At 35.4% G+C, this 19,270-nt stretch carries 15 protein-coding genes, 1 tRNA gene and 1 riboswitch; of the genes, 11 read left to right on the top strand and 5 right to left on the bottom strand.

The features are described from left to right. Positions 1–5: 5 nt before the first annotated feature. Both B0A67_RS17355 and B0A67_RS17350 read right to left on the bottom strand, forming a co-directional pair. Positions 6–1,361, bottom strand: a complete 1,356-nt coding sequence (locus B0A67_RS17355; protein WP_072954982.1) for an MFS transporter — start codon at positions 1,359–1,361, stop codon at positions 6–8. A 180-nt stretch (positions 1,362–1,541) separates the two neighbouring features. Then, a complete protein-coding gene (locus tag B0A67_RS17350) occupies positions 1,542–2,576 on the bottom strand; it encodes a LacI family DNA-binding transcriptional regulator (protein WP_072954979.1) in 1,035 nt (344 codons plus the stop codon). 235 nt (positions 2,577–2,811) lie between these two features. Here B0A67_RS17350 and B0A67_RS17345 point away from each other — a divergent pair, with 235 nt between their 5' ends. Genes B0A67_RS17345 through B0A67_RS17335 form a run of 3 tightly spaced genes read left to right on the top strand, consistent with a single transcriptional unit; the run spans position 2,812 to position 8,538 of the window. Next, complete coding sequence (locus tag B0A67_RS17345) at positions 2,812–5,787, top strand: SusC/RagA family TonB-linked outer membrane protein (protein ID WP_072954976.1); 2,976 nt, start codon at positions 2,812–2,814, stop codon at positions 5,785–5,787. Between the two features lie 34 nt (positions 5,788–5,821). Then, positions 5,822–7,429, top strand: a complete 1,608-nt coding sequence (locus tag B0A67_RS17340) for a RagB/SusD family nutrient uptake outer membrane protein (protein WP_072955575.1) — start codon at positions 5,822–5,824, stop codon at positions 7,427–7,429. A gap of 20 nt (positions 7,430–7,449) precedes the next feature. Next, positions 7,450–8,538: a SusE domain-containing protein gene (locus B0A67_RS17335; RefSeq protein WP_072954973.1), complete on the top strand. Its 1,089-nt coding sequence runs from the start codon at positions 7,450–7,452 to the stop codon at positions 8,536–8,538. A gap of 218 nt (positions 8,539–8,756) precedes the next feature. Here B0A67_RS17335 and B0A67_RS17330 read toward each other — a convergent pair whose 3' ends face one another. Beyond that, entirely contained in the window at positions 8,757–8,984 is a 228-nt protein-coding gene (locus tag B0A67_RS17330; protein WP_072954970.1) for a DUF6814 family protein, read from the bottom strand. Between the two features lie 10 nt (positions 8,985–8,994). Further along, complete coding sequence (locus B0A67_RS17325) at positions 8,995–10,491, bottom strand: MFS transporter (protein ID WP_072954967.1); 1,497 nt, start codon at positions 10,489–10,491, stop codon at positions 8,995–8,997. A 243-nt stretch (positions 10,492–10,734) separates the two neighbouring features. Beyond that, positions 10,735–10,927: riboswitch (cobalamin riboswitch) on the top strand. Between the two features lie 102 nt (positions 10,928–11,029). Here B0A67_RS17325 and B0A67_RS17320 point away from each other — a divergent pair. After that, positions 11,030–11,212 (top strand): hypothetical protein, encoded by a 183-nt coding sequence (locus B0A67_RS17320; protein ID WP_072954963.1) that lies wholly within the window; start codon positions 11,030–11,032, stop codon positions 11,210–11,212. A gap of 33 nt (positions 11,213–11,245) precedes the next feature. After that, on the top strand, positions 11,246–12,565 hold the full coding sequence (locus B0A67_RS17315; protein WP_072954960.1) for a DUF5074 domain-containing protein: 1,320 nt from the start codon (positions 11,246–11,248) through the stop codon (positions 12,563–12,565). A gap of 220 nt (positions 12,566–12,785) precedes the next feature. Here B0A67_RS17315 and B0A67_RS17310 read toward each other — a convergent pair. Continuing rightward, positions 12,786–12,858, bottom strand: a tRNA-Phe gene (locus B0A67_RS17310). A gap of 99 nt (positions 12,859–12,957) precedes the next feature. On the opposite strand from B0A67_RS17310, the gene B0A67_RS17305 reads away from it, so the two are divergent. The 6 genes from B0A67_RS17305 (at position 12,958) to B0A67_RS17280 (ending at position 19,197) form a co-directional block, all read left to right on the top strand. Next, on the top strand, positions 12,958–13,692 hold the full coding sequence (locus B0A67_RS17305) for a type III pantothenate kinase (RefSeq protein WP_072955571.1): 735 nt from the start codon (positions 12,958–12,960) through the stop codon (positions 13,690–13,692). Further along, entirely contained in the window at positions 13,685–14,917 is a 1,233-nt protein-coding gene (locus B0A67_RS17300) for a hypothetical protein (protein ID WP_072954956.1), read from the top strand. The genes B0A67_RS17305 and B0A67_RS17300 overlap by 8 nt, the downstream gene beginning before the upstream one ends. A gap of 51 nt (positions 14,918–14,968) precedes the next feature. Next, positions 14,969–15,526 carry an LPS export ABC transporter periplasmic protein LptC gene (gene lptC / locus B0A67_RS17295; protein ID WP_072954953.1) on the top strand — a complete coding sequence of 186 codons (558 nt, stop codon included), beginning with the start codon at positions 14,969–14,971 and terminating at the stop codon, positions 15,524–15,526. Between the two features lie 2 nt (positions 15,527–15,528). Then, positions 15,529–15,723, top strand: a complete 195-nt coding sequence (locus B0A67_RS17290) for a hypothetical protein (protein ID WP_072954950.1) — start codon at positions 15,529–15,531, stop codon at positions 15,721–15,723. Between the two features lie 3 nt (positions 15,724–15,726). Next, positions 15,727–16,989: a hemolysin family protein gene (locus tag B0A67_RS17285; protein ID WP_072954947.1), complete on the top strand. Its 1,263-nt coding sequence runs from the start codon at positions 15,727–15,729 to the stop codon at positions 16,987–16,989. A gap of 108 nt (positions 16,990–17,097) precedes the next feature. Beyond that, a complete protein-coding gene (locus tag B0A67_RS17280; RefSeq protein WP_072954944.1) occupies positions 17,098–19,197 on the top strand; it encodes a peptidylprolyl isomerase in 2,100 nt (699 codons plus the stop codon). Positions 19,198–19,270: the final 73 nt, after the last annotated feature.

Raw genomic sequence — 19,270 nt, 5'->3', positions numbered from 1 at the left:
CTTATTTATGATTTTTGAATAGTGTCGTCTACATCTTTTACTTTGTAGACTAAAAGAGCAGCGATTAAAAAGCTGACTCCGCTTGTAATTAAGGCGTAAATAGCATCGCCATTATAAAGGTATTTTACAATTGGCCCTCCAATAAGAGCGTTTACAATTTGCGGAATCACAACAAAGAAGTTGAAGATCCCCATGTAAACCCCCATTTTTTTAGGAGCAATTGATCCGGCAAGAATGGCATAAGGCATCGCCAGAATACTGGCCCAGGCAACCCCAATTAAAATCATGGGCAATACAACCCAATTTTCATCTGGCATAAAATAAATCGAGATCAACCCGATTCCGCCAATGATTAATGAAACGGCATGAGTTGATTTTCGTCCGATTTTTTTAGCGATGTAAGGCAGAAAAAACAGTGCGATAATAGCAGAAACTAAGTTGTAAACTCCAAACAGAATTCCAACCCAATCTCCGGCATCCTGATATTGCTGGCTTGAAGTATCGCTTAAAGGCAATCCGTAAATGTGATGTGCAATGGCCGGAGTTGTAAAAACCCACATACCAAATAATCCGAACCAGGAGAAAAACTGTACCCAACTTAGCTGACGCATTGTTGTGGGCATTTTTGCAAAGTCTGTAAAAATGTCTGTAAGTTTTGATTTTTCTTCAGTAGGGATATCGACTTCACTTTGAGGATCTTCAAAATTGGACAATTCTTCCGGGGAGTATTCTTTTGTTGTAAAAAGGGTTACCAAAATAGAACCAATTAAAACGGCTGCTCCAATGATAAAAGAAAGTGTCAGATTCAAAGGCACGCTTCCCGGAACAGTACTGTTTGAAACATTAAAATACTTGGTTAAGACATAAGGCAAAGCAGAACCAATTACGGCACCAAAACCAATTAATGAGGTTTGAATACTGAAACCTGCGGTACGCTGATCTGTTCTTAAATTGTCACCAACCAAAGCGCGAAACGGCTCCATGGCAATGTTGAAAGAAGCATCCATGATCATCAGCATTCCGGCTCCAACCCATAAGGCTGGCAATACTGAAATGAAAATATTAGCTTGTGGCATTAAGATTAATCCAACGGAAGCTAAGATTGCACCAACAAGAAAAAACGGTTTTCGTCTGCCAAATCGTCCCCAGGTTTTGTCACTGTAATGACCAATAACGGGTTGGACTATTAATCCCATAAGGGGAGCAATAATCCAGAACCATGAAAGTTCATGAACGTCGGCACCAAAAATTTGAAGAATTCTGCTGGCATTTGCATTCTGAAGTGCAAATCCCATTTGTATTCCCAGGAATCCGAAACTCATGTTCCAAATTTCCCAGAAACTTAATTTACGCTTTTCCATTATCGTAATTAAAAAATTAATTAGACGATAAGCGCTTTGCTTATCAAAACTTACTTATGGTTTCGAAGTAAAAGTAAAAGCTTTGAGCAGGCGTAAAAGTATAAATTATTTTTTTAATTCAAATCATAAAAAAACCATAAATAACATTTATGGTTGTAGAATAGGTTGATTTTAAGAAAATTAGTCAGTAGATTCTCTTTTTATAAGATGTGTTTCGATCACTTCGGTAGTATAATTTTCGTTTTCTTCTTCTTCGTCATCGCGGTGTTCTGCTTCGAGTCTTTCGATCAGCATTTTAGCTGCTTTATTTCCCATTTTTTCACCACTTTGGCTTACGGTTGTAATACTTGGCGTAGAGTATTTAGAGATAATTCCGTCTGTAAAAGCAATTACGGCCAGATCTTCAGGAACTTTAAGTCCCATTTTGTTGGCTGTTTTGATAATGGTTACGGCAAAAAGTTCATTTACAGCAAAAACGGCATCAAAAGCCCTGTCGTGTAAAAGCTGGCTGATGGTTATTTCGCAAGTGTCTACGTCTTCGATTTTAATGATTAAATCTTCATTAAAAGGTAATCCGTTATCGAGAAGGGCTTTTTCGTAACCATCTGTTCTTAGTTTTCCAACACTTACATAATCAACAGTAGTAACAAGAGCAATCTTTTTTCGGCCATTGTCAATCAAACTCTGAACGGCTTCGTAAGCGGCAGCTTTATCATCAATAATTACTTTATCGCATAAAATGTCATTGGTCACGCGGTCGAACATGACAACCGGCATTCCCTGATTGATGACTTCTGTAATGTGGTGAAAATCACCTTTGTATTGTGTTTCTTTAGAAAGCGACATGATAAAACCATCGATGCTTCCGTTGGCCAGCATTTCCATATTTAAGACTTCTTTATCGAATGAATCATCAGATAAACAAATCACAACACTATAGCCATTCTCGTTCGCAACCTGTTCGATTCCGTTGATTACGGTAGAGAAAAAATAATGTACAATTTCCGGAATGATAATCCCAATACTTTTGGTTTTCCGGTTTTTTAGACTAAGAGCAATGTTGTTGGGTTTATAGTTGTAAAACTTTGCGAAAGCCTGCACTTTTAATCGTGTTTCTTCTCCTATTTCTAAACTGTTTCTGAGTGATTTCGAGACAGTTGAAATAGATACATCAAGTTCCTTTGCAATTTGTTTTAGGGTTATTTTGCGTCTCATAGTAATTGTTGAAAAAAATCTAATTATTAATAAAGGTATCTTTTATTTTTTGATTTGATATTTTTTGACTGAAAAGATTACAAAAAATAGAAAGTTTTCAACACTACCACGTTTTCGTAATCCAATATAAATTGTAAGTGGTTGGCCGTGTTAATAAATTTCTAAATTTGAAATTCGAAGTAAAATTAAAAACTTAACTAACAATCACAAACTCAAACTAATTTAAACAAAAAGTATGAAAGCAATTTACAAAAAGTTGTTATTTTTATTCTTACTGTTACCGCTTAGTGTACTCGCTCAAAGTACTGTATCCGGAACAGTTGCCGATCTGGCAACGGGACAACCAATCCCGGGAGTAAATGTAAATGTACAGGGTGCTCCAGGCGGTGCATCAACAGATTTTGACGGTAAATTTCAGTTATCTAATGTAAAAAATGGAGACAAAATTTTGGTTTCATTTATTGGATATAAAACGTCAACGATAGTCTTTAATGGCCAAAAAACTTTAGCTGTTTCTTTAGAGGAAGATACCAATCAGCTTAAAGAAGTTGTGGTACAGGTAGGTTATGGTACTGTTAAGAAAAAGGATGCTACAGGTTCTGTATCCCAAATTTCTGCTAAAGAATTTAACAAAGGAATCAACGTTACTCCGGAAAGTTTAATCAGCGGTCGTATCGCTGGTGTAAATGTTGTTGGAGGAGGTGCTCCGGGAGCAAAAGCGGATATTAGAATTCGTGGCGGATCTTCGTTAACAGCTTCTAATGAACCATTGATTGTATTAGACGGACTTCCGTTAAGTAACGCTGTTCCAAGTGGATCAACTAGTATTTTGTCTACAATTGACCCTAATGATATTGAATCTTTTACCGTTCTTAAAGATGCATCTGCTGCCGCGATCTACGGTTCCAGAGCTGCAAATGGTGTAATTGTAATTACGACTAAAAAAGGAAGTAAAGGCGGCGTAAAAGTTAATTTTAGCTCCCAAATTGGTATTAATACAGTGGCTAATACGGTTGATGTGTTAAGTGCAGATCAATTTCGTAATTTAGTAAATACAAAAGGTACTCCTGCTCAACAGGCATTAATGGGTACTGCAAATACAAACTGGCAGGATGAAATTTTTCATACAGCCTTGACAACGAATAATAATATCTCTGTAAGTGGTTCAGTGTTTAATAAATTACCGGTGCGTTTATCTGTTGGAAATGTTGATAATCCGGGAATTCTAAGAAATACTTCTTTTGAAAGAACTACGACATCGATATCGTTAAATCCGGTTTTATTTGATAATCACCTGAAAATTGATATTAGCGGAAACATATCGTTTAATAAAAACCAATTTCAGGATGAAGCAGCAGTTATTGGTGGTGCTATAGGATTTGATCCTACACAATCTGTTTATCAGTCAGGTTCTCGTTATGGAGGATATTTTGAATGGTTAGAGCCTAACGGAAATTTGCCATTATTGCCTTCAAGAAATCCGGTTGCCAGATTAAATGAGGAAGACAAAAGATCAACTTCTACCAGAAAATGGGGTAATATTAGAGTAGATTATAAACTTCATTTCTTCGAAGATTTAAGAATCATCGCTGAAGCAGGTATTGACAGATTTGATAGTAGCGGATACAACAGACAAAGTACACAAAGTCCTTTAGGATATCAGCCAAATGCTTTTAGTTCTGGGAATTGGGTGAATTTAGGAAACTACAATAGTTACACGAATGATCTTCAAAACAAGAATTTAAATACATATTTCAATTATACGAAAGACTTAGGTAAATTTAAGATTGATGCAACTGCGGGGTATAACTATCAAATGTTTCAAAAACAGAAATATGAATCAGGAGAGACTACGCAGCCAACTCGTAATGAATTAACAACTATTGATCCGGACGTTAATTTACAATCTTTCTTTGGTCGTTTGACATTAAACTATGACAGCCGTTATTTATTGACGTTGAATTATAGAAGAGACGGTACTTCTCGTTTTTCTAAAGAAAACAGATGGGGTAATTTTGGAGGAGCAGCTTTTGCATGGAATATTGCTGAAGAATCTTTCTTAAAAGATAATAATACACTTTCTAGTCTAAAGTTAAGAGTTGGTTATGGTACAACCGGACAACAGGATATTTTAGCTCAATACGATTATTTGAGAAGAGTTACGCTTGGTACGATTAATTCTCAGTATATTTTTGGGAACACGATTTATAAAACGGCAAGACCTGAAGGATATAATGAAAATATCAAGTGGGAAGAATTAGGAGAGATGAACCTTGGGGTTGATTTTGGATTCCTAAATGACAGAATTACTGGTACAGTAAATTATTTTGATAAAAAATCAACTGATTTATTAGCAGATGTTGTGGTTCCGGATGGAGCAAATATTAGAAATACAGGAACCTATAATGTTGGTAGTGTAAGAACTAAAGGTGTTGAGTTTAATATTCAGTCTGATATCATTAAAGGAGATAAATTGAACTGGAATGTTGCTTTTAATGCCACCTATATCGATCGAAAAATTACAGATTTAGGAGTTACGGTTCCAGGTTTTGACGGATACTTGACCGGAGATAATATTGCCGGAGGCGGAGGGAATAAAATTCAGGTAAACTCTGTAGGATACTCACCAGAATCATTTTTAGTATACGAGCAATTATACGATGCTAATAAAAAGCCAATTGCCGGAGCTTATGTAGACAGAAACGGAGATGGTAAAATTGATGATGGAGATCGTTACAGATTTCATAAGCCGGCAGCAGATTATTCATTTGGATTATTCTCTACTTTAAACTACAAAAAGTTTGATTTTACAATGAACTGGAGAGCTAGTTTAGGAAATTATATTTTTGATAACGTGAGTTCTAATCTTGGATATTCAGATGCAGGTTTAAGAAGACAAACAGATTTATCGAATGTGGGTTCAGATTATCTTAATACCGGATTTACCTATGAAGATAATGGTACATCTCGTTACTTATCTGATTATTACATAAAAGATGCTTCTTTTATTAAGTTAGATAACGTTACTCTGGGGTACACTTTTGATAAAACGTTATTAAAATCAGCTAGTTTAAGATTTACTGCTGGTGTTCAAAATGTTTTTGTACTTACAAAATACGGTGGTTTAGATCCTGAAAAATTCAACGGAATCGATAATAATGTTTACCCAAGAGCCAGAACATTCTTGTTTGGGGTAAATGCAAGTTTCTAATCGCGGACTGAAAATAAATTTAAAAAGAAATAAAATGAAAATATCATTTAAACATATATCTTATTTTATCCTATTCATATTAGGGTTCAATATGACGCTTACTTCGTGTACTGGCGACTTAGATGTGACGCCTCGTGATAAAAACGAATTTTTATCTGAGACCTTTTTTGAGGACCCGGCTTCATACAAACAAGTATTGGCAAAATTATACGCAGGTTTATATGTAGGAGGTAATGACGGAGATGGTAAACCGGATATTGCGGGGCTTGGTGGAGACTTTAGTAGTTACTTAAGATTGCTTTTTGTGGTGCAGGAACTGCCTACTGATGAGGCAATTATTGGATGGGCTGATGGTGCTTTGCCTACTTTAAATACACAAAATTGGGCTCCTGCAAATGAATTTTTGGCAGGTGCGTACTCACGAGCATTCTATGAAATTAGTGTTGCGAATGAGTTTTTAAGACAAACTACAGAGGAAAAATTGAATGCAAGAGGAGTTGATGCTAACCTGAAAGCTGAAATTGCAACTTTTAGAGCTGAAGCTCGCTTTTTAAGAGCATTCTCCTACTATAATCTAATGGATTTATTTGGAGGTGTGCCTATTACTACTGAAGCTGACCCGGTTGGGTTATTTTATCCGGTACAAAAAACAAGAGCAGAAGTTTTTGCTTTTGTTGAAGCTGAATTAAAAGACATGGATAAAACTTTAGCCGATTCAAAAACGAATGAATATGGAAGAGTTGATAAAACAGCTGCTAAATTTTTGTTGGCGCAAGTTTATTTAAATGCTAAAGTATACATAGGAGTAGAAAAAAATAATGAAGCAGCAGCATTGTGTAATGAAATCATTACTGCTTCAGGGTATACTTTTGCAAATGTTCCTTACAGATATTTATTCTCTTCAGACAATAATAGAAATGGAGCGCAAAGTGAGTTTATTTTTCCTATCATTAGTGATGGTAATGCTATCAGAGCTGTAGGTGGAGGAATGAGTTTTATCATTCACGCTTCTATTGGTGGTAGTATGGACTCTGCTGATCAGGGTATGGATGGTGGATGGCAGGGAACCAGAGCTCGTAAAGAGTTTGTGGCTCTTTTTCCTGATGCTACTGCAACCGGAGATAAAAGAGGGACATTTTATACAGATGGTCAGTCTTTAGATATTAATAATGTATCAACTTTTACAGATGGTTATGCTGTAACAAAGTTCATCAATGTAAACTCTGACGGATCAAAAGCGCAAAGACCAGATGTTCCGGATACTGATTTTCCAATGTTCAGGTTATCTGATGCTTATTTGATGTATGCTGAAGCTACGGTAAGAGGTGCTAGTACAGGTAATGTAGGTACTGCTGTAGGGTATATTAACCAAATTAGAAACAGAGCCGGTGCAACAAATATTACTGCAGGAGATTTGACTCTTGATTTTCTACTTGCGGAAAGAGGGCGTGAATTGTTTTGGGAATGTCACAGAAGAACAGATTTAATTCGTTTTGGGAAATTTACCGGAGGATCTAAAATCTGGCAATGGAAAGGTGGCGTTATGGCTGGTACATCGACGGAATCATTCAGAGATTTAATGCCTATTCCTGCCAGAACTATTCAGGCAAATCCAACATTGAAGCAAAATCCAGGATACTAACACCTTTATAAAATAGTAAAATGAAAAATATATATAAAATTTTAATCGCATTTATTGGTGTATTGGCGGTTTCATGTAATGCTGATGCTGTAGACAACAGGCCAATTGTTGAGGCTGTAACAGCTCCTGAAATAACTGCACCTGCAACAGGAAAAGAATTTGTTTTAGATGCAGATCATGCAGGAGATGTCGCGGACAAATTCACATGGTCAAAAGCTGTATATTCTGCTACTGTAGTGCTGAAATATAAGTTGTTAATTGATAAAAAAGGCGGTGACTTTACAAAAGCAATAACCCTTGAAACAACGAGCAATATTACTGAAGTTTCAGTATTGGTTAAAGATTTAAATCAGGCAGCAATTGATTTAGGTGGCCCAACAGATGTAGCATCTCAGTTTGACGTAAAAGTTTCTTCGGATATTTCAGGAGGAGTTCCTCAAATATCTAAAGCTGTTACAATCAGTGTAACGCCTTACTCAGGAAGAGTGGCATACAATTTTACAGATTGGTATTTAGTGGGAGCTGCTGTAGATGGTGGTTGGGACAACAATGCTGATACGAAACACCAACCGATGTATAGAGATGGAAAAAATGCAGATCTGTATAAATTTACAGGTTTTTTTAAAGCGGGTAATTTTAAGTTGATTTCTGAAAAAGGAAGTTGGGCTTCTCAATTAGGGAAAGCCGGAAGTGATGCTATTGAAATAAACAGTAACGCAGGTGAATTTACAATTCCGGCGGATGGATATTATACTTTTCAATTTAATACGAAAGTTTTAACGTATACATTAGTGCCTTATAATGATTCTGCTGCAAAAACGAATACAACTGTTGGAATTATCGGAGATAGTACGCCAAAAGACTGGGATGCTTCGACACCTATGGTAAACTCTACTTTCAACAAGCACGCATGGAGCCTTGGAGTAACTGCTTTGAAAGATGGTGGACTTAAGTTTAGAGCAAATGACAGTTGGGATGTTGCCTGGGGTGGAGATACTGCTTTCTCAGGAGGCGGTAATGGTGAAAACATACCTGTAGAAAAATCTAAATATGTTATTTATTTCAATGATTTAGACGGAAGCTACTTAATGATTCCAAATCAGGAGTAGTTTTATTAAAATTATAAAGGACTATCTGTATAGGTAGTCCTTTTTTACTATAACTGGTTTCGGGAAAGAAGCAAAGTCAATCTGTGAAACTCCGGTAATGAATTTTTGATAAAGATGAATTAAAATATACTTACTAAGTAAAAGATTTTGGTTTGGTTAGTAATGCAAAAGGGCTGTTCTACATCATGTAGACAGCCCTTTTCTCATGTGATTTTTTGCTATTTCTTCTTATCATTATATTCCCCAATTACCGCAAAATAACCAAAAGTTCCCAAGCCTAAAACAATTAACGGAGTAAGGATAAAAAGGATAATGATACCAAATACCAAATCGTCCTGCTGGTCAGAAAGAAGTTTAGGTAAGCCAAATTCAAAGACACAAAAATAAGCGGCTGCAGCTGCAAGGATAATCCATAAAACACCTAAAATTTGTTTGATCGTATTCATAGTTATTGTATTAAAGGTGATTCGTTTTGTTTTTATTATCGATATAAATCATTCCAATTACAAAGCAAACAGATGCTATAATAATAGGATACCAGAGTCCGTCAAGATAAAAATCCGGTTTTCCGGCTTGTTTGGCATGTGTAACAAAATAAGTCGAAATAGCAGGCAGTAAACCTCCAAAAATACCATTTCCAACATGATAGGGCAGGGACATTGATGTGTATCTGATTTTTGTTGGAAACATTTCGACTAAAAATGCTGCAATTGGTCCATAGACCATAGTGACAAACAAAACCTGAATAAATACCAGAAAAATTAAAGTCCATTCATCGCTTGAATTGATGTTGACTGAAATATGGGTCTGAGCCTCCTTTTTATCTGCAAAATCTGTTTTCTTTTCGATATACGTAGTTCCGTCAGTATAGGTTTTTGAAACAGAAGTTATTTTGTCATTATTTTTATTTGTCTCAGTATTTTGGATTGTTTTTTCAGTGATTTCAGTTTTGTAGTTCACATCCGTCGTGTTATACATCATTTTATAAATGGGCCTGTAAAACAAAATTGCGAGTAACATGCCGCTCATCATGATGTATTTTCGTCCTACTTTGTCGCTTAACCATCCAAAAAAGATAAAAAACGGAGTTCCCATTAATAAGGCAATCCCCAGTAAGGTATCAACCTGAGACGAATCTACATTCATTACAGTTTTCATGAAACTCATGGCGTAAAACTGTCCGGTATACCAAACAACACCTTGCCCCATTGTTGCACCAAATAATGCCAGTAAAACAAATTTTAGGTTATATCTGTTTCCAAAGCTTTCCTTTAGCGGATTTGTACTTGTGGTACCTTCTTTTTTAGCTTTTGCAAATACAGGAGACTCGTCCATGTTTTTGCGAATAAGGTACGAAACCCCTACCATTACAATAGAAACCCAAAACGGAACGCGCCATCCCCAGGAGTCAAAGTCTGCCGGAGAAAGGGCATTTTTTGTGGCTAAGATTACCATTAAAGAAATAAATAAACCTACCGTTGCCGTGGTCTGAATCCAGGAAGTCCAGTATCCTTTTTGCCCTACAGGAGCATGTTCAGCAACATAAGTGGCCGCGCCTCCGTATTCTCCGCCAAGAGCAAGTCCTTGTAGTAAACGCAAAATTAAAACTAATAAGGGGGCCATAAAGCCAATCGTTTCATAACTTGGAATACAGCCTATTAAAAAAGTAGATCCGCCCATTAATAATAGTGTCGCCATAAAAGTATATTTCCGGCCAATGATATCGCCAAGTCTTCCAAAGAATAATGCGCCAAAAGGCCGAACCACAAATCCTGCTGCAAAAGTGGCTAAAGTCGATAAAAATGCGGCGGTGGGATTGTCACTTGGAAAGAATTTAGTCGAAATTACCACGGCTAAACTCCCAAAAATATAGAAATCATACCATTCAATCATCGTACCCATTGAGGAGGCTGAAATTACTTTCCAAATGCCTTTTGTAGAAGTTTTGCTCATAAACTAAATTTGTATACTTGATAATAAATAAAACTATAAAATATTTTTTAACGAATATAAAAGATATTTTTTTATTTATTTGATACTTTTTTAACAAAAATAATTTAATTGTTGATTAAACATTTATTGGCTGAATCAAAGCTTCATAATTCAAAACAAATTGTAGCTTAACCATATGCTGAAGCCCTTTAAAATAAAGAACTATTGTTTTATTAAGAAAGAAAACGCTAGTTTTGCAGCTCAAATTTTAAAACAGGAAATGGTTGTCATATTGATTCAATATTGACATTAAAAGGGAATTTGGTGTAAATCCAAAACTGTCCCGCAGCTGTAAGCTCATGAACTGAAACCCATTGATATGTCACTTTTCATTAAGAAAGGGAAGGCTTGGGTGTAGGGAGCAAGTCAGAAGACCTGCCATTTTTATAGTAATAAATAGCTTTCGGGGATTGAAGCTTGAGTCAGGAACAATACTTTTCACATTGTGTGATAATGGTATCGTTTTGCTATTCTATTCTCGTAAGCCAAAATAGAGTTTATGAGATTTTTTTTCTACAAATATGATATTGTAAAAGCAATTTCCTTCTGGAAGTTTTTCTTTTCGATGTTTTCTTTTTCTCCACTAAAAAAATCATTAAAACGTATCGTCGTGCATTATGCTGTGCTTTTGCAAAAGTTTGTTTATACAACTTTGGGCAGAGTAGCTTGCATTTCGATTTAAACATTTAAGTAGTATAATTTTAAATATTTAATAATGAAAAATCAATTTTTTTCCAGGCCATTAATTGCAATTGCCTCTTTGATGATGCTTACAGTTTCATGTAATAATGATGATGATTTTACAGCGCCTCCTGTAATAAAAGGTGAACAGCAATTGAAAGATACTTTAACCATTGGAAAAACACTTCAATTAAGCTCAAAATTAGCAGACAGAAAAAATGTTTCCTTTGAATGGACTGTAAATGGAAATGTTGTAGGGTCTGATTCTACTTATATTTTTAAACCAGTAGCCAGAGGTGATTTTAAAATTACAATGACCGCTAAAAATGATGGCGGAAAAGTGTCTCTTGCCTATGATATTCATACTTACGGAGCGTATGAAAATGGTTTCTTTATGATCAATGAAGGCTGGTTTGGTCACGGAACGGGAACAGTAGGGTTTTATAGATATGATACAAAAGCCATAGAAGACAGTGTTTTTGTAAAAGTAAATCCGGATAAGGATTTAAAACCGGCATCGTCTACATTAGAATTCGGGGCCCTGATAAATAAAAAACTATTTTTAGTTTCTAAAGTTGGCGGACCAGTTGTAGTAGCAGATGCTTATTCATTAAAAGAAGAAAAAAGAATTCCGGCTAAAGGTGGAAATGACTGGCGTGCAGTAGTAGGTATTGACGAAAACCACGCCCTGCTGACTGCCGGTAAAGGGATATTTAAACTTGATCTGAATACGATGGAGGTAAATGGGCAAATCGAAGGTATTACAGGTCAGGTAGGCGATATTGTTAAGGCTAACGGTTATATTTTTGCGTTGTCAGCTTTAAAAGGGGTGATTGTTATTAATGCTTCAACATTGGCAGTCGAAAAAACTATTCCGGGTATCGTTTTAGGATTTGCTGTTACCGATGATAAAAAAGTATGGGCAGCAGGAGGTAAAAATCTTATCAGCATAGATTCGAATACGCTTGAAGTAAAAGAAATTGCATTAGGTTTTCAGGCTTACGGAAGCTGGGGAGCATGGCATCCGGGATCTATAGCAGCTGCTAAAAATGATGTTTTTATTGCTAAAAACGGCAGTTTTAGCGGTGGTAAACAAGTGTATAAATACAATGGAACTCCAGAGTCATTGACCACACCTTTTATCACTTTAACTGATTCGAATATCTTATATGGTGCAGGAATTGGTTATGACCGAAAGAAAAATACTTTGGTGGTAAATACGGTAAATGAAGGTTTTGGTGCGAATTTCGCGATCAATAATCTTTATTTGTTCAACGCCAATTCAGGAGCTAAAACAGGATCTGTAAATTTTTCAGGATATTATTTTCCTGCAGTTTCTGTGTTTCATCAATAATTTTTTTTCGAAACCATATTTAATTGAAAAAAAATAACCGCAAAGATTGCAAAGTAAAAACACAAAGTTCGCAAAGCTTTATCATAAAGCTTTGCGAACTTTGTGTTTTCTCAACATAACCTTAGGTAAAAATCTAAGCGAACCTTGCGGTAAAACTTTGGAATTTGCCCAAAAGGCTATAAAACAAAAAACCCGAATATTGCTATTCGGGTTTTAACGGTGGTGCCTCCAGGGATCGAACCAGGGACACATGGATTTTCAGTCCATTGCTCTACCATCTGAGCTAAGGCACCGTGCTGATTGCGGGTGCAAAGATAGAATCATTTTTCATTTATCCAAAACATTTTTTTAAAAAAATCAATTCGTATCTTCGCACTGATAAAAAAGTAAAGATGATTTTAACGGTTGATGTTGGAAATACCCGGATTAAAGCGGCTGTATTTGAGGGAAGTACTGTTCTTGAAAATTTTGTTTTTGAGAAAAATGAGCTTGAAAAAAAAATTGAAAAAATTTTAAAAAAATTTCCAAACTGTTCTGATTTGGTTGTTGCTTCAGTCGGAAACGTCGAAAAGCAATCCTTTTTGGCTTTCGAAAACGAGTTAAACATTCATTTTTTAACCCACGAAGATGTTTATCCTTTTGTAAATAAATATGCGACCCCAAAAACGTTAGGGATCGACAGGATGGTTTTGGCTTCGGGAGCAACCCTGCAGTTTCCTAAGCAAAACAGATTAGTAATTGATGCCGGAACTTGCATTACCTACGATTTCATCGACGAAAATGATAATTATTTGGGCGGAGCCATCTCTCCGGGTCTGCGATTGCGTTACGAAGCATTACATAATTACACGGCTAAACTGCCTTTGCTGGCTTTTGAGGTGCCTGAGTTGTATATAGGAAACTCAACAGCACAAGCCATTCATTCCGGCGTTGTGAATGGGTTCGTCTATGAGATTGACGGTTTTATCGATGAATATCGGGCAAACTTTTCAAATTTTATAATAATTTTAACGGGAGGTGATGCAGTTTTTTTGGCTAAACGATTAAAAAATACCATATTTGCCAATTCAAATTTCCTTTTAGAAAGTTTGAACCAAACATTTCAATATAAAATCGACAATGATTAAAAAAATTATAGTAAGCGCTTGTTTGCTTATCTCGTTCGTTTCATTTGCTCAACAGGGTACTGCTTCTCCTTATTCTTTCTTCGGAATTGGAGATGTCAGATTTAAAGGAACTCTTGAAAATAGGTCTATGGCAGGAGTTTCGGTAGAGCAGGATAGTATCCATTTGAATATTGAAAACCCATCCAGTTACGCTAGTTTAAGACAAACTGTTTTTACTGTTGGAGGAACTTTTGGCTCAAATACTTTAAAAACTACTGATGAATCTGCAAAAGCACAAAGGTCTACTTTCGATTATTTGGCATTGGGAATCCCAATGGGGAAATTTGGTGCAGCGTTTGGTTTAGTGCCTGTAACTTCAGTTGGGTATAAAATTCTAAATGATCAGACAGCTGTAGTAGACGGAACAAGTTCACAGCTTCAGGGAAAAGGCGGAGTCAATAAAGTGTTTGCCGGTTTAGGATATAAAATCACACCGAAGTGGAATATTGGAGCTGATGCACAATATAATTTTGGTAAAATTACAACTACCAGTGTAGAGCTTGCTACAGGAATTCAAAACGGTACTCAGGAAACGAATACTTCTGAATTGTCAGGTGTTAGTTTTAATATTGGTACAATGTATCAAACAAAAATTGATAAAAAACTAAGCTTGTTCACGAGTTTGAGCTATACTTTTGCAAGTACATTAAATTCAAACAGTACAAGAGTTATTGCGGTAGATGGTGATCCGGACCCTTATTTAGGCCCGGCAATTGAAACCAATCTAAAACTGCCAAATAAAATTACATTGGGTGCAGGTATAGGTGAGGCAAGAAAATGGTTAGTAGGTACTACACTTGCTTTTCAGGGTAACGGACAACTTGCCAATTATTACAATGCAGCAGATAATGTGCGTTATGAAAAGTATCAGAAATATGCAATAGGAGGATATTATATCCCTAATTATGCTTCATTTACCAGTCATTTAAGCAGAATTACCTATAGAGCCGGATTAAAATACGAGAAACTGGGCCTTGTTGTCAATAACGAATCAATCAATGATGTTGGAATGAGCTTAGGTGCCGGGATTCCTCTTGGTAACGGATCTTTCTCAAATGTAAACGTTGGTTTAGAGTTTGGTAAAAGAGGAACAACCTCTGCAGATTTAATTCAGGAGAATTATTTCAACTTTAGTTTGAGTTTTTCTTTCAATGACAGATGGTTTGTGAAAAGTAAATTCAACTAAAGATACACTTTTGCGCTTTTTTAAGCTCATACAATTTACTACATTTGGCAAATGAATTTACCAAAGAGATATATTATAGCGGCTGTCACAGTTTTTACTGTGACACTGTTTTTTGGATGCGAAAGTAATTTTAAGGAAGTTCAGAAAATTAACTTCTCAGAGTTTGTTCCCGGAAGTGATGCAGATACTGTTAATATTAGATATACTGATTCCGGACTGATTACAGGAGTTCTTAAAAGTCCAAAAATGTTAGATTATTCTAATTTGGAATTTCCTTTTACGGAATTTCCAAAAGGAATCGATGTTACGTTATATGATAAAAAACAAAAGCGTACTTTTATAGTGTCAAATTATGCAGTCTCATACAAGCCAACCGGCATAATAGATTTGCAGGGAAAAGTGAAGATTACATCAGAAACAGGGCAGATACTTGAAACGGAGCAATTGTATTTTGATCAGAAAAACGAGTGGTTTTATACCGAAAGAAAGTTTAAGCTGACCGATGCAAAAGGGGTTTCTTATGGTCAGGGAATTGATTTTAGTAAAGATTTTAAAGTGATTAATTCGCAACGTGTAAGTGGCGAAATAGAATCAGACGAAAAAATATAATTATGGGTTATTTAAAATATACACAATACGTTTACTTGGCATTTGCAGTTTACTTTATCTATGACGGAGTTACAAAGATAAACGAAGGCAATGATGGTGCCACGCTGAGTTTTATTATTTCAGGTATGGCGATTTTTATGTTTTTCTTCAGAAGAAGATTTGCCAGGAAATTCGATGATCGTAACAAAAAACAGTAAAAAATGGAAATTAGTATTATAATACTATGTTTAATACTATCGGCATTTTTTTCAGGAATGGAAATAGCTTTTGTTTCCTCGAATAAAATTTATCTTGAAATAGAAAAAAAACAAGATAATTTTTTATCACAAATCTTAACGAAACTTACTGAGAATCCTTCAAAGTTTATTGCTGCAATGCTTATTGGCAACAATGTAGCATTGGTAGTTTATGGCTTTTATATGGGGGATTTAATTCTAAAATGTATTGTCAATTTAGGATTTCATTTTTCTGATCTGACCAGTTTGTTAGTTCAGACCGTAATTTCAACTTTTATAGTTTTAATAACAGCAGAGTTTTTTCCAAAAGTCTTTTTTCAGATTTATGCCAATTCATTAATTAAGTTTTTTGCAATTCCGGCCTATCTGTTTTATAGGCTGTTTTATTATATCTCTACTTTTTTTATCTGGATTTCGGATTTTGTCCTGCAGAAATTTTTCAAGACAGAAGGCGATCAGGTACAGTTGTATTTTAGTAAAATAGAACTCGGAAATTATATTACCGAGCAAATGAATTCTGTCGAAGACGATGAAGAAGTCGATTCGGAAATTCAGATCTTTCAGAATGCGTTAGAATTCTCAGGTGTAAAAGCCCGCGATATCATGACGCCGCGTACGGAAATTGTCGATATTGATTTGTTTGACAGTATCACGGATCTTAAAGAATTATTCATCGAAACAGGTTATTCGAAAATCATAGTAAGTCAGAACTCAGTTGATGATATTGTGGGTTATGTGCATTCGTTTGATTTGTTTAAAAAACCAAAAACGATAAAATCAGTTTTAATGACTGTAGAGTTTGTTCCGCAGACTATTTTGATAAAAGATGCGCTTAATTTATTGATTAAGAAAAGAAAAAACGTGGCGGTTGTTTTAGATGAATACGGAGGGACCTCAGGAATCATTACGATAGAAGATATAGTAGAAGAGCTTTTTGGAGAGATTGAAGACGAGCACGATTCTGATGAAGAAGAGCTGATCGAAAAAGAATTGGGTGAAGGCAGGTATTTGTTTTCTGCCAGATTAGATGTCGAATACCTGAATGAAACTTATAAGCTGGATATTCCTGAAGAAGATTCTTACGGAACCTTAGGCGGTTTTATTGTTAATTCTACCAAAGAAATTCCTCAAAAAGGCGACGAAATAGTGATAGACAGCTATCATTTTGTAATTGAAGAAGCTTCAAATAAGAAAATTGAATTGGTTAAATTGACAATAAAAGAGTGATTTTTTAAATTAATGAAAAAAATTGTGTAAAATAAAACCCTAGTTGTATTGTTATTAACTAGATAATTGTATTTTCGCAAACTGAATATAAAATTAACGATAATAAAAATGGCAGTTTTAGCAAAAATTAGACAGCGTTCCGCTTTATTGATAGGAGTTATTGCACTTGCATTATTTGCATTTATAATACAAGATCTTTTCACTAGAGGAAGTTTCGGTCAAAGTTCAAAAGATGTAGGAAGCATCGACGGAAAAGATATTTCATTTGAAGACTTTAGAGTTAAAGTGAGTAATGTTGAAAAAAGTGGTCAAGGAATTACTTCCACTGAAGCTGCAAACAGAGTTTGGGATCAAGAGGTTTCGATCGCATTATTATCTTCTCAGTTTGATAAATTAGGATTAAGAGTAGGTGAAAAACATTTACTTGAAGTTTTAAAATCAGATCCGAATATTGGTAAAAACCCAATGTTTTTAAATGCAGCCGGTGCTTTTGACGTAGCTAAATTTAAAGAATACTTTAAAGCTAATCCTGAGGCAGCACAATATATTTCTGAAAAAGAAAAAGATGCTGAGTTAAATGCAAAATTCCAAATCTACAGCACATTAGTAAAAGCAGGTCTTTATACTACAGCCAGTGAAGGAAAATTGAAATATGAAATGGAAGCGAACAAAGTAAACTTTGCTTATGCTGCTGCATTATATTCTTCTATAAAAGACAGCGATGTAAAAATTTCTGATTCAGAAATTGTAGATTATATGAAGAAAAACGAGAAAAAATTCAAAGCGGATGCAACTCGTGAAATTCAATATGTTTTAGTAGAAGACAAAGCTTCAAAAGAAGACGAAGCTGAAATCAAAGCTAAAATCACTGCTTTATTAAACGGAAGAGTAGAGTACAATGCAAAAACAGGTAAAAATGATACTTTGCCAGGTTTTAGAAACGCAACAAATATTGCTGAATTCGTAAACTCAAATTCTGATGTTCCTTACGATTCAACTTATGTACCTAAAAATGCTTTACCGGCTATCGATGCTGATAAATTATTCAGTTTACCTGCAGGAGCAATATACGGACCGTACGTTTTTGGAAGATACTATGCAATTTCTAAGTCTTTAGGATTTAAAGCCGGTGTTAATGCAAAAGCAAGTCATATCTTAATTGGTTACGAAGGATCTCAGACTCCAAACCAAAAAGAAAAAAGAACGAAAGAAGAAGCTAAAGCCAAAGCAGAAGAAATTTTAGCTCAGGTTCAGGCAAATCCGGATAGTTTCATGATGTTAGCTTTTACAAGCTCTGATGATTCATCTGCACAACAAGGTGGTGATTTAGGTTATTTTGGTCCAAACCAAATGGTAAAACCATTCAATGATTTTGTATTCAATAACGGAATTGGAAAAGTTGGTTTAGTAGAAACTCCTTTTGGATTTCACATTATCAAAATTACAGATAAACAAGACGGAATTCGTTTAGCTACAATTGCTCAGAAAATCGAGCCATCTGAAGCTACTTCTGATAAAGTATTTACATTGGCAACTAAATTTGAAATGGATGCTGAGAAAAAAGATTTCAATGCTACAGCAAAAGAATTAGGTTTAAAAATTGCACCTCCTGTAACTGCAAAAGCTATGGATGAAGCATTTGGTCCTTTAGGAAACCAACGTAACATCATTAGATGGGCTTACGATAAAGAAACTAGCGTTGGAGACGTAAAACGTTTTGAAATCGCTAACATCGGACACGTAATTGCTCAATACAAAAGCGAAAACAAATCAGGTTTAGTTTCTGTTACGGTAGCAAGACCTTATGTTGAGTCAATTTTGAAAAATAAGAAAAAAGCTGAAATGCTAAAAGCTAAAATGACAGGTTCTACAATAGAAGCTGTTGCTAAGAGCGCTGGTGTTGCAGTTCAGCAAGCTGCTGACGTTACTATGGATAACCCGGTTTTACCTGGTGGAGTTGGACAAGAGCCTAAAGTTGTTGGTAATGCATTCGCATTGACTGCAAATAAAATCTCTGCTCCAATTGAAGGAAATACCGGAGTTTATGTAGTAAAAAATATTAGTACAGTAAAAGCGCCTGCTCTTGCAAATCATGCTGAGTATGTTGCTAAAGTAAAAGCTCAAAGCGCAAATGACGCAAGCAGAATTTTACCAGCTTTAAAAAGCAATGCTAAAATCGAAGATAACAGATTACAATTTAATTACTAGTTTTTAGTAAATAAAGGTTTAAATATAAAACCCGAAACGTTCAGATGAATGTTTCGGGTTTTTTTATGGATTA

The organism is Flavobacterium aquidurense, from assembly GCF_002217195.1.
Classification (GTDB): Bacteria; Bacteroidota; Bacteroidia; order Flavobacteriales; family Flavobacteriaceae; genus Flavobacterium; species Flavobacterium frigidimaris.
Note: the sequence above shows the minus strand (reverse complement) of the source record. Positions and strands in the feature narration are given on the sequence as shown.